Consider the following 13954-nt stretch of genomic DNA (forward strand, 5'->3'; position numbering starts at 1 on the left):
CAACTATGGCTGACGCGAAAGTGGCGATGGTCATCGGCGGCGGCAGCGGCATCGGGGCTGCAGGCGCGCGCCGGCTGGCCGAAGACGGGTACTCGGTGGCCATACTTTCCTCTTCCGGAAAAGGAGAGGAACTCGCGAAAGAACTCGGCGGGTTGGGCTTCACGGGTTCCAACCGCTCTGTGGATGACCTGCAGCGCTTTACATCCACCGTACTCAACAGCTTCGGGCGGATCGATACCGTCGTCAACAGTGCCGGCCACGGACCAAAAGGGGAACTGCTCGAAATTTCGGACGCCGACTGGCAGCTGGGCATGGAGTTCTATCTGCTTAACGTTGTGCGCATTGCTCGCCTAGTGACACCGGTAATGCAGGCGCAGAAGTCGGGTTCAATCGTCAATATATCGACTTACGCTACGTTCGAACCGGAGGCGGATTTCCCTACATCCGGTGTTTTCCGTTCAGGTCTCGCAGCCTTCGCCAAGCTGTTCGCAGACAGATATGCGCCCGACAATATACGCATGAACAATGTGCTTCCCGGCTTCGTCGAAAGCCTGCCGGAAAGAGAGGCACGACGCGCGCGCATTCCAATGGGTCGCTACGGCACGGCGGAGGAGATTGCCGAGCTCATCCTGTTCTTGGCCTCCGAAAGGTCGAGCTATATCACCGGCCAGAACATTCGCATCGATGGCGGGATCACCCGGTCGGTATGATGGGGGGGCATTTCGTCATCGCCATCGATGGCCCGGCCGCTTCCGGCAAGGGCACGCTCGGGCGCCGTCTGGCGGAGCATTTCGGGTTCAGCCACCTCGACACCGGCCTGACCTATCGGGCCGTGGCAAAGGCACTGCTTGATGCCGGACTGCCGCTCGACAACGAGATCGAGGCCGAAAGGGCGGCCCGCGCCGTCGATCTTGCAAGGCTGGATCGCGAAGTGCTCTCCGCCCATACCGTCGGCGAAGCCGCGTCAAAGATCGCGGTCATGGGGCCGGTGCGCCGTGCGCTCGTGGAAAAACAGCGGGCGTTTGCGCTGCAAGTCCCCGGCGCGGTGCTCGACGGCCGCGATATCGGCACGGTGGTTTGTCCCGATGCGGATGTGAAACTATATGTCACGGCCAGCGCTCCTGTCCGGGCCGAGCGCCGCTGGCGCGAGATCCTGGCGACAGGCGGACATGCCGAATATGGCGAAATCCTCGCCGATGTGGAAAGGCGCGACGCCCGCGACATGGGCCGCACCGACAGCCCGCTCAAGCCGGCTGCAGACGCGCACTTGCTAGATACCAGCGAAATGGATATAGAAACGGCGTTTCTTAACGCCAGCTCCCTTGTTGAAAGGGTGTTCGCCGAGAGAAATAAGCCTGAGTGAGACGGCGCTGGCTGCTTCCGGAAAGGAAGGGCAAGCGCTTTTCAGCATGTGCAGTTTTATAAGTAAGTTCTTACTTATAATGCACGTAGAATAAACCGGTCTGCCCCGCATTTCATGCGTCGGATCACCGCGGAAGCGGTCTTGGCCTTCGAAAAGAGGCCGTATGCTGGGCAAGGCCAAATGCAACACCAACCCGCCGGCGCTTTCGCCCCACAAGGGCGCTTTCAGGAGAATCAATGTCACAATTCAATCCGTCTCGCGATGATTTCGCGAGCCTTCTCGACGAATCCTTTTCCGGGCGCGATGCGGTCGAGGGTTCGGTCGTCAAGGGCATCATCACCGCAATCGAAAAGGACATGGCAATCATCGACGTCGGCCTGAAGGTCGAAGGCCGTGTCCCGCTCAAGGAATTTGGCGCCAGGGCCAAGGATGGCCAGCTGAAGCCGGGCGACGAGGTCGAGGTGTATGTCGAGCGCATCGAGAATGCGCTGGGCGAGGCCATGCTGTCGCGCGAGAAGGCTCGCCGCGAGGAAAGCTGGACCAAGCTTGAAGAGAAATTCAACAAGGGTGAGCGCGTCGAAGGCGTCATCTTCAACCAGGTCAAGGGCGGCTTCACGGTCGATCTCGACGGCGCCGTCGCGTTCCTGCCGCGCAGCCAAGTGGACATCCGGCCGATCCGCGACGTCTCCCCGCTCATGCACACGCCGCAGCCTTTCGAAATCCTCAAGATGGACAAGCGGCGCGGCAACATCGTCGTCTCCCGCCGCACCGTGCTGGAGGAAAGCCGCGCCGAGCAGCGCTCGGAGATCGTGCAGAACCTCGAAGAGGGCCAGGTGGTCGAGGGTGTCGTCAAGAACATCACCGATTACGGCGCGTTCGTGGACCTGGGCGGCATCGACGGCCTCCTGCACGTCACCGATATGGCCTGGAGGCGCGTCAACCATCCGACCGAGATCCTCAATATCGGCCAGACGGTGAAGGTGCAGATCATCCGCATCAACCAGGAGACGCACCGCATTTCGCTCGGCATGAAGCAGCTCGAGTCCGACCCGTGGGAAGGCATCGGCGGCAAGTATCCGCTGGGCAAGAAAGTGCAGGGCCGCGTCACGAACATCACCGACTACGGCGCCTTCGTGGAACTGGAGCCTGGCATCGAGGGCCTCATTCACGTCTCCGAGATGTCCTGGACCAAGAAGAACGTGCATCCCGGCAAGATCCTGTCCACGACGCAGGAGGTCGAGGTGGTCGTGCTCGAGGTCGATCCGGTCAAGCGCCGTATTTCACTGGGCCTCAAGCAAACGCTGGAGAACCCGTGGGAAGCCTTTGCCCGCAATCACCCGGTTGGCTCGGTGGTCGAGGGCGAGGTCAAGAACAAAACCGAGTTCGGTCTGTTCATCGGCCTCGAAGGCGACGTGGACGGCATGGTCCATCTCTCGGATCTCGACTGGTCGCGCCCCGGCGAGCAGGTAATCGAGGAATACAACCGCGGCGACATGGTCAAGGCGCAGGTCCTCGATGTGGATATCGAGAAGGAGCGTATCTCCCTCGGTATCAAGCAGCTCGGGCGTGATGTGGTCGGCGAGGCTGTTGCGTCCGGCGAACTGCGCAAGAACGCGGTGGTCACCTGCGAGGTGATCGGCGTGAGAGATGCCGGTCTCGACGTGCGCCTGGTCGACCATGACATCGAGAGCTTCATCAAGCGCTCCGACCTTTCCCGCGATCGCGACGAGCAGCGCCCCGAGCGTTTCGCCGTGGGCCAGAAGGTGGACGCCCGCGTGACCCAGTTCGACAAGAAGTCACGCAAGCTCAGCGTGTCCATCAAGGCACTGGAGATCGCCGAGGAGAAGGAAGCAGTCGCCCAGTACGGCTCGACCGATTCCGGAGCCTCGCTCGGCGACATTCTGGGCGCAGCGCTCAAGAAGCAGAGCGGCGGCAAAGAGGAATAGCCTCCTCCGCTGTTTTCATAATGATCGCAGATCCCCCCGCGACCGCGCGGGGGGATTTCGTTTAGAGACTGGGTTAAAACTGGCTTAACTTTGTCTGTTGGATAATCCTGGCTAGGCAAGTGCCGCGGCCGCTGGTTGGGGGCAAGGTCAAATTCCGGATGGGGGATAAAAAGCAAAGCCCAGCGCCCTTGCGGCCGGAAGTCTTGAAGCTCAGAATCCGAGCCGACCAACTCAACGACATCCGCCGTGGCATTTTCTTTTCGAACCCGATCAGCAGCCTCCTCTCCGCCCTGATCCTTGCGGCACATGTTGCGGCCGGTCATGCCTTTGTTGCCGTACTGGTGTGGTTCCTCGCCATTAACGCCATCAATGGCGCGCGGATTATATGCGCGTTCAGGCAATCACGAATTTCCAAGCAGGGGTGTGAAGATCTGTCCAAGGTCATGGCGCATCTTGGTCAGTTCAAGCTCCTCGCTTTTTTGTCCGGCATCAATTGGGCTTTTCTGGCCCTGCTGACTGAGGGATATACAACCCCCAAATCAGAGCTCGATCTGATTATTCTGGCGGGAGTATCCGCCGGAGCTGTGGTGTATGGCGCTCCATACGCGGTGATTTCAATCAGCTTCATGCTGCCGCCGTTGCTCGTCGTCATCGCATGCTTCCTCTACCAAGGTGGCTTCGAAAGCTACCTGATGGTTCTTGCAGTGGCACTCTTCATCGCCGGATTGATCCGTGGCGCAATGGTGGGCCAGGCCCGGTTCCTGGAAGGAAGCCGCCTCAAGCACGAGGCAAGGCAGATCGCGGCCGAGATGGAGCAAAGCTCGCGCGAGGATCCCTTAAGCGGCCTTCTAAACAGGCGTGGCCTCGAACACGCGATAGAGGGGCTTGCCGAAACCGATGGTCCGTTTGTAACGATGCTTATCGATCTCGACGGCTTCAAGTCCGTCAACGATACTTACGGCCACAAAATTGGAGACGATCTGCTTGTCAGGATCGCGCATCGGGTGGGCGAGAGCGCTCCGCCGGGGGCGATCCTGTCGCGCATCGGCGGAGATGAATTCGTCCTGCTCTACCCCGAGCGCGCAGCGCCGCATCCCCCTGGCCAGCTTGCGCTGGATCTCATCGCGGCCATCGCGAGCCCCTATTTTCTCGTCGCTTCCGTTCGCATCGGCGCGTGCATAGGCATTTATCGTTCGCAGAAGCCGAGTCTCACCGAAATGCTGCTCCGGGCCGACATCGCGCTTTATGCTGCGAAGGGACGCGGGCGGAATGAATTTTGCGAGTTCGACGAAAACCTGCAGCAGGAGCTTGAGCGCCGCCAGTGCATCGAACGGGATCTCATTATCGCGATCGAGCAAGGAGAGCTCGGCATCTGGTTTCAGCCAATCGTCACGCTGAAGACGGCAGAGATTGTCGGCTTTGAAGCGTTGCTGCGCTGGCGCCATCCCACCCATGGTGAAATTTCCCCGCCCGAGATTGTGGATGCCGCGCGGGAGACGGGCCTGCTCTTCCAACTTACCGAGACGGTGTTCCGCAACTGCTGTGTCATGATGGAGCTGCTGAAAAAGGCAGGGCGCAGCGACATTCGCGTGGCAATGAATTTCTCGCCGCGCGAACTGGAAAACAGCAGCGTCGATGAAATGATCATGACCGGGCTGACGGAAAGAGACCTTCCCGTTTCGATGTTTGAAATCGAGATCACCGAGGAAGCGCCCTTGGATCGCTATCGCGTGCACGAGCGGCTGGGCCGCCTCTCCGGCTTCGGCATATCCATCGCGCTCGACGATTTCGGTACCGGCTTCTCCACGCTGGCCTCGCTGAAGGACATACGAATCCGCAAGGTGAAGATCGACAAGGAGTTCATTTGCGGCATCGCGAAATCCCGGGATGACCAGCTTCTTGTCAAAGCGGTGATCGACCTTGGCCGAGCTTTCGACATCGAAGTCATGGCGGAAGGGGTGGAAACTGAGGAAGACCGCCGGGTCCTACAGGTTCTCGGCTGCTGTACCGCGCAAGGGTTTCTGTTTGCACGCGCTCTGCCCATCAATGAGGCTGTCGAGATGGCGCTCGGAAAGGCCGCCGCTGGTAAAGGAAGCGGTTGACGGCAAGTCACCAATGCGGAGGTTTCGTAACCGGGACCTCCGGTGCCGTCCGCTCTTCGAGGGCTAAAAAGCGCTCCGTCAGGAGGTCGAGCTTCTTTTGCATGCGCTCGATCACCGTCCATTGCTGGGCGACCTGTTCGGAAAGCTCTCCGATGGTCCTTTCCTGCTCGGACGTGAGGATTTCGAGCTTTTCAAGCCGGTCCTGACCCATGCCTTGGCTTTCCTCCTGCGGCCGGTAGACCACCGGCCGTCCGTCGCAAATTCCGAACGGAAGCCGGTTTCCACCTTCCCTACTTGCGGTGGAGCAGCGTCACTACACGTCCAGATTGGCGACCGACAGCGCGTTTTCCTGGATGAAATCGCGGCGCGGCTCCACTTCGTCTCCCATCAGGCGCGCGAAGAGCGCATCGGCATCCGTGGCGTCTGGAACCTTCACCTGCAACAGCGACCGGGCGTCGGGGTCGAGCGTGGTCTCCCAAAGCTGCTCGGCATTCATCTCGCCAAGACCTTTGTAGCGCTGCATGGTGAGGCCCTTGCGTCCGGTGGCGAAAACCGCATCGAGCAGTGCCATCGGACCAGAGACCGTCTCCGACTTGTCGTTGCGCCGAAGCACCGGGGGCATTGCGAAAACCTCTTGCAGGCGCGGGGTATAGCGGTCGATTGCGCGGGAGTCGGCCGAGCCGATCAGCGCGGCGTCGAGGATCACGACATCGCGCACGCCGCGCACCGTGCGCTCGAAGAGATAACCGCCGGCGCCCTCGTTGGAGGGGTTCACCCGGCCCTGCCAGCCGCGCTCCGTTTCTTCAGAAATCATGTCGAGACGCCGCGCCACGTAAGCAGCGGCTTCCGCGGACCGCCCCGGATCGGCGAGCACGGCTGCATTCAGCGCGCCGGCGATCGCCGCCTGTTCCACCACAGTACGGTCGTAGCGCGTGTGTAGGCCATTGATGAGCGAACGGACGGCGCGCGCATCCTCGATGACCTGCTTCAAATCCTGGCCGGAGCGGACCTCGCCGGTCGAAAGCTCCAGCGCAGCCTCCTGCAGGCCGGTATCGATCAGGAATTCTTCGAACGCCGCTTCGTCCTTGATGTACTGCACGGATTTGCCACGCGTGACCTTGTAGAGTGGCGGCTGGGCGATATAGAGATGCCCGCGCTCGATCAGCTCCGGCATCTGCCGGAAGAAGAAGGTGAGCAGGAGCGTACGGATATGGGCGCCGTCCACGTCGGCGTCCGTCATGATGATGATCTTGTGGTAGCGCAGCTTATCGGCATTGAACTCGTCCTTGCCGATGCCGGTGCCGAGCGCGGTGATCAGCGTGCCGATCATGTCGGAGGAGAGCATGCGGTCGAAGCGCGCCCGCTCCACGTTCAGGATCTTGCCGCGCAGCGGCAGGATGGCCTGGTTCTTGCGCGAACGTCCGCTCTTGGCCGAGCCGCCGGCCGAGTCACCCTCGACGATGAAGAGTTCCGATTTCGCCGGGTCCCTTTCCTGACAGTCCGCAAGCTTCCCGGGAAGCGACGTGATGTCGAGCACGCCCTTGCGGCGGGTGAGTTCGCGCGCTTTGCGCGCCGCCTCGCGCGCCGCAGCGGCTTCGACCACCTTGCCGACCAGGATCTTCGCTTCCGCCGGGTGCTCTTCGAGCCATGTGCCCAGCGCTTCGTTGACAAGACTCTCCACGACCGGACGCACTTCGGACGAGACCAGCTTGTCCTTGGTTTGCGATGAGAACTTCGGATCCGGCACCTTCACGGAAAGCACCGCCGAAAGCCCTTCACGGCAATCATCGCCGGTGAGCGACACCTTTTCTTTCTTCGTGAGGCCGGAGACGTCCGCATAAGAGGTCACCTGCCGCGTCAGCGCACCGCGGAAGCCCGCCATATGCGTGCCGCCGTCGCGCTGGGGAATGTTGTTGGTGAAGGCAAGCACGTTCTCGTGGTAAGAATCGTTCCACCACATGGCGAGCTCGACCGTGATTCCATCCCGCTCTCCGGAAATGGAGATCGGCTCGGGGATCAGCGGCTTCTTGGCCCGATCGAGATATTTCACGAATTCGATGATGCCGCCGTCGTAAAGGAATTGCTGCTCCTTCAAATCGGCATGGCGGCGGTCTGAGAGCAGGATGCGCACGCCGGAATTGAGGAAGGCGAGCTCGCGCAGGCGATGCTCCAGCGTGGCGTAATCGAAATCGGTTTTCGTGAAGGTTTCCGGCGACGGCAGGAAGGTCACCTCCGTGCCGGTTTCCTCGCCTGCATCGCCCGTTACGGCCAGGGGTGCATCGGGCACCCCGTGACTGAAGCTCATTTCATGGATCTGTCCTTTGCGGCGGATCTTCAGCTTGAGCCAGGTCGAAAGCGCATTCACAACAGAAACGCCCACGCCATGCAGGCCGCCGGAAACCTTATAGGAATTCTGGTCAAACTTGCCGCCGGCATGCAGCTGGGTCATGATGACCTCGGCCGCGGAAACGCCCTCGCCTGCGTGAATATCCGTCGGAATACCGCGGCCATTGTCGGTCACGGTGCAGGAACCGTCGGGATTAAGCGACACGGTGACGAGGGAAGCATAACCCGCCAGCGCCTCGTCAATGGCGTTATCCACCACCTCATAGACCATATGATGCAGGCCAGAGCCGTCATCAGTGTCGCCGATATACATGCCCGGCCGCTTGCGGACGGCATCCAAGCCCTTGAGAACTTTGATGGATTCGGCGCCGTATTCGGCCGGTTCGCCGTTGAGTCTTTCTGGCGTAGCGCTCATCAAATACTTTCGTTAAAGGTCGCCCAAAAGGGCATCTCAGGATGACTGCGAATCAGCAGCCGGATATGGCTAAAATATAGGCGTTCCAACATATTTTTCCAAGTTTTGCGGGGAAATGGTGTGCACTGAACCGGTGAATAGTGGGGGTGAATAGTGAATGGCTTGAAGGTGGGCCGGCGCAGGGCGAAATCCGGGCCTGCGCCGCTCCCCATTCACCATTTACTATTCACCATTCACCTTCTTTGCCTTTGCAGCGAAAGGCGTTAAGAAGCGCCACCTGAGGCACAACCAGACCCGAGGCGTAGATGGCCATCATCAGCGAGAAACCAAAGCTCGTTACCGTGTTCGGCGGCTCCGGCTTTGTCGGCCGGCATGTGGTGCTGGCGCTCACGCGAAGGGGCTATCGCGTGCGTGTCGCCTGCCGCAATCCGCACACGGCGATCTTCGTGAACACCCTTGGCACTATGGGCCAGGTGCACGCGGTCCAGGCGAATATCCGCTACCGGTGGTCCGTGGATCGCGCGGTGCACGGGGCCGATCACGTCATCAATCTGGTAGGTATCCTGCAGGAGTCCGGCCGCCAGCGCTTTGACGCCGTTCAAGCCATCGGCGCGCGGACGGTCGCGGAGGCCGCCCGGTCCGTCGGCGCGGGTTTTACCCAGGCCTCCGCCATCGGCGCGGATCTTAACTCGCCAAGCGCCTATGGCCGTACCAAGGCTGAAGGGGAGCAAGCTGTGCTGGAGACGGTGAAGAACGCCGTCATCATCCGCCCGTCCATCATCTTCGGCACCGAAGACAAGTTCTTCAATCGCTTTGCCAATATGGCGCGATTCTCACCCGTCCTGCCGCTGATCGGCGGTGGGCAAACCAGGTTTCAGCCAGTCTATGTGGGCGACGTGGCCGAAGTTTATGCCCGCTCCGTCGACGGGGTGCTGAAGCCCGGAGCGACCTATGAATTGGGCGGCCCGCAGGTGCTCACCTTCCGCGAATGCATGGAGGAGATCCTTGAGGTGATCGAGCGCCGCCGCGCCTTCATCTCCATTCCATGGCCACTTGCCCGCCTGCAGGCCCGCATTCTTGGCCTTTTGCCAAAGCCGCTCCTGACGCTCGATCAGGTTCGCATGCTCGCGGTGGACAATGTGGTTTCCGAAGAAGCAAAGAAGCGCGGCTTGACGCTCGAAGGCCTGAAGATCCCCCAGCGCACGCTCGCGGCGATCCTGCCCACCTATCTTTGGACTTACCGGCCGGCCGGCCAGTTTACCCAGCCGCAGATGTGAGGCGGGTGCTGCTTGGACGCACTTGTGCCGTTTTTCCTGCCGGATGAACTGAGCGTCACAGCGGCGTCCTTGCTTGTCGTCGCAAGCTTCTTCACATCCGGGCTGACCGCAGTGTTCGGCCTTGGAGGCGGCCTGGCGATGCTGGCGCTTCTCGGGCTGTTCATCCCGGTGGCCGCACTCATTCCGGTGCATGGTCTCATCCAGCTCGGCTCCAATACCGGGCGCGCCTGGCACCAGCGGGCGCATATCGTGCGCGGAATCGCCGCGCCATTTATCGCCGGAAGCATTTTAGGCGCGGCGGTGGGCACGTTCTTCGTCATTCAGCTGCCCGATGCGGTCATGAAGCTGGCTCTCGGTCTCTTCGTGATCGTCGTCACCTGGGCGAAATTTCCGCGCGCCGCGAGCATCGGCAGCGCGGGGCTTGTGGCAGGCAGCGCGGTGCTGGCGTTTCTGAGCATGCTCTTCGGCGCCACGGGACCTCTGCTCGCCGCCGCGTTTTCGCAAATCGTCACCAATGACCGCAAAGCCCTGATCGCCACGCAGGCCGCCGGCATGACGATCCAGCACGGGCTCAAGGTCGTCGCCTTTTCAATCGCGGGCTTTGCCTTCGCGCAATGGCTGCCCTTCATCGCCTTGATGATCTGCTCGGGCTATCTCGGCACCCTTTATGGAAGCCGGCTCCTCGACGTGCTTCCCGAGAAAAGCTTCCGCCGTTGGTTCCGAGTGGGATTGACGCTCGTTGCGCTCGATCTCGTGCGACGGGGCGTGACAGGGCTGCTCTGAGGCCTACCCGAGCACCAGAACCCCGATCAGCCCCAGCACGCCGATGAAGATGCGCCACCAGCCGAAGAGCGCGTAGCCGCGGCGGGAAACGAAATCGAGCAGCGATCGCACAACCAGGACGGCGGCGACGAATGCGGCTATGAAGCCTACACCGATGATCTGCAGGTCGGCTGCCGTAAGCAGGTGGTAATTCTTGTAGAGATCATAGGCAAAGGCGCCCGCCATGGTCGGCATGGCGAGAAAGAACGAAAATTCCGCTGCCGCCCGCTTGTCGACTCCCAGAAGCAGCGCGCCCACAATGGTGGAGCCCGAGCGAGAGGTGCCTGGAATCATGGAAAGGCACTGGAACAGGCCTATCTTGAGGTACACCGAAAGGGGAAATTGCGTGATGTCGCGATAAAGCGGTTTCTTGGCCCAGCGATCAACCCATAAAAGCACGATGCCGCCGAGAATCAGCATGGTGCAGATCAGCAATGGAGTTTCGAAGAGCACCGTCTTGATAATCTGATAGGCCACCACGCCGATGATCGCGGCCGGCAGGAAGGCGATCAGGATCCCCAGCACAAAGCGCCGAGTGGCCGGTTCGTGAGGCAGCTCAATCAGCATCTTCCATAGCCGCCCGGCATAGACGCTAAGCACTGCCAGGATGGCGCCGAGCTGGATCAGGATCTCGAAGGCCTTGCCGGTGGATTGAAAGCCGAGGAAATGCCCCGCAAGCAGGATATGGCCGGTCGAGGAGACGGGAATGAATTCGGTGAATCCCTCCAGAACGCCGAGCATGAGCGCTTGCGCAATGGTCTGTTCCGCCACGATTTCTCCTTGTGCGGCTTGCTTGTCAGACTTGGCGTCTCCCCCTATAGCTCGGGAGGAGATCCTGGAATCAGGCTATCCGAGGGTTTACCGTTGCGGCCAGCAAATGGCCAGAGCCAAGTAGTGCGACAATGCTGACGCTGTTCCACCATCCGCTTTATGCCTCCTGCCGCTTCGTTCGCCTGGCCTTCGGCGAATATGGTGAGGATTTGGCCCTAATCGAGGAGCGCCCCTGGGCAAGGCGCAAGGAGTTTCTCTCGCTCAATCCGGCAGGCACGATCCCTGTGCTTCTCGCCGAGGGCGATCACGCCATTGTCGGCGCGACGGTCATCGCCGAATATGTCGACGAGACGCGAGGCGCCTTGCAGCGCCAGCGGCGCCTGATGGCGGAGGACTCCATGGCGCGCGCGGAGATCCGAAGGCTCGTGGACTGGTACCTCACCAAGATGGACAACGAGGTCACCAAGCATCTCGTGCGCGAGCGGGCGCTCAAGCCCTTCATGGGCGGGGAGGGCGGCGGCTCGCCCGATTCCACGGCCATTCGGGCAGCGCGGGCCAATGTTCGCCAGCACCTAAAATACACCAATTGGCTTGCCGCGACACGTGACTGGCTGGCAGGACCGCGCCTTTCCTATGCCGATGTGGCCGCGGCCGCTGCCCTTTCGGTTCTCGACTATCTGGGCGAGATCGAGTGGCGGGAGTTCGAGGCGGCGCGCGACTGGTACAGCCGCATGAAATCACGGCCTTCCTTCCGCCCTCTCCTCAACGACCGCATGCGGGGCCTGTCGCCGGCCTCCCATTACACGGACCTGGATTTCTGATGCGTGTCGCGCGTGCCGAGCCGGAACGGCTGCGCGCTTATATCGAGCGTGAGGCGCACGCGGCGGGCTTCGACGTGGTCGCCTTTACCACGCCCGAAGCGGCGCCAGCCGCCCCGGCGCGGCTGGCCGAATTTCTGAGCGAGGGCCGCCACGGCACGATGGACTGGATGGCGGAGACCGCCATGCGCCGTGCCCGCCCCCGCACGCTCTGGCCTGAGGTCCGCTCGATCATCATGCTCGGCATGAATTACGGGCCGGAAGGAGATCCGCTTCCGATCCTGAAGCGGAAGGACCGAGCTGCCATTTCCGTCTATGCCCGAAATCGCGATTATCACGAGGTGATCAAGGGGCGGCTGAAGCAGATCGCAGGCAAGCTTGCCGGCAAGGCTGGCGCGGATGTGAAGGTCTTCGTCGACACCGCTCCCGTTATGGAAAAGCCGCTCGCTGCCGCAGCAGGGCTCGGCTGGCAAGGCAAGCACACAAATCTGGTGAGCCGGCAGCTCGGCTCGTGGCTCTTTCTCGGCTCGATCTTCACCACGGCCGAAATCGCGCCCGATTTGCCTGAGATTGACCATTGCGGCTCCTGCCGCGCCTGTCTCGATATCTGTCCCACCGATGCTTTTCCGGCGCCCTATCAGCTCGACGCGCGCCGCTGCATTTCCTACCTCACCATCGAGCATAAAGGCCCGATCCCGCGCGAGTTTCGCGAAAAGATGGGCAATCGCATCTATGGTTGCGACGATTGTCTCGCGGTCTGCCCCTGGAACAAGTTCGCGAAGGCGGCCTCCGAGTCTAAGCTTAAGGCCCGCGAAGATCTGAAGGCGCCGGCTTTGGCCGATTTTCTCGAATTTGACGATCCGAGCTTCCGGGCCTTTTTTTCCGGATCGCCCATCAAACGAATCGGCCGCGACCGCTTTATCCGCAACGTCCTGATCGCGGCGGGCAATTCCGCCGAGGAAAAGCTCATTCCGGCCTGCGAGCGGCTTCTCGGCGATGGATCGCCGCTGGTCCGGGGCGCAGCCATATGGGCGCTGTCGCGGCTGATGGCATCAGGAAAGTTCGACGCGTTGCGGCGGCGCATGCGGCCGCTTGAACCCCATCCGCAGGTTCAGGCCGAATGGGACTATGCCGCCGTGGAGGTGCCTGCCTGATGCGCCGGGTCTTCATTTTCGGCGCGGGCTATAGCGGCCGGGCGATTGCGCGTGTGCTTGCCCATAAGGCGGATTCAATCGCGGGGACGACCCGCAGCGCCGAGAAGGCGGAGGCGCTTGCGCGGATGGGAATCAAGCCGCTTATCTACGCGGAAGGCGGTTTCACCCCGGAACTGACCGGTACGCTGCGCGAGACGACGCACCTGATCCTTTCCATAGCGCCCGGCGAAAATGGCGACGCGGTGTTGGCAGAGCTGATTAGGCGCGGCCGTGGTGCGATGCCCAATCTGCAATGGATCTGCTATCTCTCCACCGTCGGCGTCTATGGCGACCACAATTGCGCAGAGGTAACCGAGGAAAGCGAATGCCAGCCCATTTCCGCCCGCTCGCACCGGCGGCTCGAAACCGAGAAGGCGTGGTCCCGTTTCGGCGATGAGATTGGAGTTCCCGTCGCGATTCTTCGCCTTTCCGGCATTTATGGTCCGGGCCGTAACGCGATCGTGAATCTTGTGGAGGGGGCGGCCCGGCGCATCGTCAAACCGGGGCAGGTCTTCAACCGCATTCACGTCGACGATATAGCCGGCGCCGCGCGCCACTTGCTGAATGCGAAGGCCCACGGCACCTTCAATGTGAGCGATGACGAGCCTTCACCGCCACAGGACGTGGTGGCGTTTGCCGCGCATTTGACCGGGGTCGAGCCCGCGCCGGAAATCCCGTTCGAAGAGGCGAAACTGAGCCCCATGGCTCGGTCCTTCTATTCGGAATGCAAGCGGGTTTCGAATGCTAAGCTGAAGGGGCTTGGCTATTCGTTGCGTTACCCAAATTACCGGGAAGGACTCTCCGCCCTTTGGAAAACCGGTCTTTGGAGAGGCTAGAGCACCGTGTTGTGTGCGGCCTTTAGCACACGCGGCGCCCTAAGCTGCCGCAAATATGCTATGAT

Annotated in this window: 12 protein-coding genes; 9 read left to right on the forward strand and 3 right to left on the reverse strand. The window is 61.3% G+C overall.

Annotation, left to right across the window (positions count from 1 at the left end; all coding sequences use genetic code 11):
- The first annotated feature begins 5 nt into the window (after positions 1 to 5).
- From GNP00_RS15700 to GNP00_RS15715, 4 genes are all read left to right on the forward strand, one after another.
- Positions 6 to 710, forward strand: coding sequence for an SDR family oxidoreductase (locus GNP00_RS15700; RefSeq protein ID WP_011582918.1), 705 nt, complete (start codon positions 6 to 8; stop codon positions 708 to 710).
- Positions 707 to 1363 (forward strand): (d)CMP kinase, encoded by a 657-nt coding sequence (cmk, locus tag GNP00_RS15705; RefSeq protein ID WP_011582917.1) that lies wholly within the window; start codon positions 707 to 709, stop codon positions 1361 to 1363. The genes GNP00_RS15700 and cmk overlap by 4 nt, the downstream gene beginning before the upstream one ends.
- A 236-nt stretch (positions 1364 to 1599) precedes the next feature.
- On the forward strand, positions 1600 to 3309 hold the full coding sequence (gene rpsA, locus GNP00_RS15710) for a 30S ribosomal protein S1 (RefSeq protein ID WP_011582916.1): 1710 nt from the start codon (positions 1600 to 1602) through the stop codon (positions 3307 to 3309).
- A 203-nt stretch (positions 3310 to 3512) separates the two neighbouring features.
- Entirely contained in the window at positions 3513 to 5411 is a 1899-nt protein-coding gene (locus tag GNP00_RS15715; protein WP_246259128.1) for a putative bifunctional diguanylate cyclase/phosphodiesterase, read from the forward strand.
- 7 nt (positions 5412 to 5418) lie between these two features.
- On the opposite strand, the gene GNP00_RS15720 is transcribed toward GNP00_RS15715, so the two are convergent.
- Both GNP00_RS15720 and gyrB read right to left on the reverse strand, forming a co-directional pair.
- Entirely contained in the window at positions 5419 to 5622 is a 204-nt protein-coding gene (locus GNP00_RS15720; RefSeq protein WP_011582914.1) for a SlyX family protein, read from the reverse strand.
- A 102-nt stretch (positions 5623 to 5724) separates the two neighbouring features.
- On the reverse strand, positions 5725 to 8172 hold the full coding sequence (gene gyrB / locus GNP00_RS15725) for a DNA topoisomerase (ATP-hydrolyzing) subunit B (RefSeq protein WP_011582913.1): 2448 nt from the start codon (positions 8170 to 8172) through the stop codon (positions 5725 to 5727).
- 305 nt (positions 8173 to 8477) lie between these two features.
- Between gyrB and GNP00_RS15730 the strand changes: the two genes are divergently transcribed.
- Both GNP00_RS15730 and GNP00_RS15735 read left to right on the forward strand, forming a co-directional pair.
- Positions 8478 to 9449 (forward strand): complex I NDUFA9 subunit family protein, encoded by a 972-nt coding sequence (locus GNP00_RS15730; protein ID WP_011582912.1) that lies wholly within the window; start codon positions 8478 to 8480, stop codon positions 9447 to 9449.
- Between the two features lie 12 nt (positions 9450 to 9461).
- Positions 9462 to 10232 carry a sulfite exporter TauE/SafE family protein gene (locus GNP00_RS15735; protein WP_011582911.1) on the forward strand — a complete coding sequence of 257 codons (771 nt, stop codon included), beginning with the start codon at positions 9462 to 9464 and terminating at the stop codon, positions 10230 to 10232.
- Between the two features lie 3 nt (positions 10233 to 10235).
- On the opposite strand, the gene GNP00_RS15740 is transcribed toward GNP00_RS15735, so the two are convergent.
- Positions 10236 to 11042, reverse strand: coding sequence for an undecaprenyl-diphosphate phosphatase (locus GNP00_RS15740; protein WP_011582910.1), 807 nt, complete (start codon positions 11040 to 11042; stop codon positions 10236 to 10238).
- A 131-nt stretch (positions 11043 to 11173) separates the two neighbouring features.
- Between GNP00_RS15740 and GNP00_RS15745 the strand changes: the two genes are divergently transcribed.
- The 3 genes from GNP00_RS15745 to GNP00_RS15755 are packed head-to-tail and all read left to right on the forward strand — an operon-like array spanning position 11174 to position 13889.
- The gene (locus tag GNP00_RS15745) at positions 11174 to 11863 is read left to right on the forward strand and encodes a glutathione S-transferase family protein (RefSeq protein WP_011582909.1); all 690 of its coding nucleotides are present in this window, start codon (positions 11174 to 11176) and stop codon (positions 11861 to 11863) included.
- Entirely contained in the window at positions 11863 to 13014 is a 1152-nt protein-coding gene (gene queG / locus GNP00_RS15750; protein WP_011582908.1) for a tRNA epoxyqueuosine(34) reductase QueG, read from the forward strand. The genes GNP00_RS15745 and queG overlap by 1 nt, the downstream gene beginning before the upstream one ends.
- Positions 13014 to 13889, forward strand: coding sequence for an SDR family oxidoreductase (locus GNP00_RS15755; protein ID WP_011582907.1), 876 nt, complete (start codon positions 13014 to 13016; stop codon positions 13887 to 13889). Before queG ends, GNP00_RS15755 begins: the two co-directional genes overlap by 1 nt.
- The last annotated feature ends 65 nt before the right edge of the window (positions 13890 to 13954 follow it).

Origin of the sequence: Chelativorans multitrophicus, assembly GCF_011317445.1 — a bacterium.
In the GTDB taxonomy this organism is placed as follows: domain Bacteria; phylum Pseudomonadota; class Alphaproteobacteria; order Rhizobiales; family Rhizobiaceae; genus Chelativorans; species Chelativorans multitrophicus.

What these genes read in the sequence shown, in the direction of transcription:
- GNP00_RS15700 (WP_011582918.1), top strand. Translation starts at nt 6, where the DNA reads ATGGCTGACGCGAAAGTGGCGATGGTCATCGGCGGCGGCAGCGGCATC.
- cmk (WP_011582917.1), top strand. Translation starts at nt 707, where the DNA reads ATGATGGGGGGGCATTTCGTCATCGCCATCGATGGCCCGGCCGCTTCC.
- rpsA (WP_011582916.1), top strand. Translation starts at nt 1,600, where the DNA reads ATGTCACAATTCAATCCGTCTCGCGATGATTTCGCGAGCCTTCTCGAC.
- GNP00_RS15720 (WP_011582914.1), bottom strand. Translation starts at nt 5,622, where the DNA reads ATGGGTCAGGACCGGCTTGAAAAGCTCGAAATCCTCACGTCCGAGCAG.
- gyrB (WP_011582913.1), bottom strand. Translation starts at nt 8,172, where the DNA reads ATGAGCGCTACGCCAGAAAGACTCAACGGCGAACCGGCCGAATACGGC.
- GNP00_RS15730 (WP_011582912.1), top strand. Translation starts at nt 8,478, where the DNA reads ATGGCCATCATCAGCGAGAAACCAAAGCTCGTTACCGTGTTCGGCGGC.
- GNP00_RS15745 (WP_011582909.1), top strand. Translation starts at nt 11,174, where the DNA reads ATGCTGACGCTGTTCCACCATCCGCTTTATGCCTCCTGCCGCTTCGTT.
- queG (WP_011582908.1), top strand. Translation starts at nt 11,863, where the DNA reads ATGCGTGTCGCGCGTGCCGAGCCGGAACGGCTGCGCGCTTATATCGAG.
- GNP00_RS15755 (WP_011582907.1), top strand. Translation starts at nt 13,014, where the DNA reads ATGCGCCGGGTCTTCATTTTCGGCGCGGGCTATAGCGGCCGGGCGATT.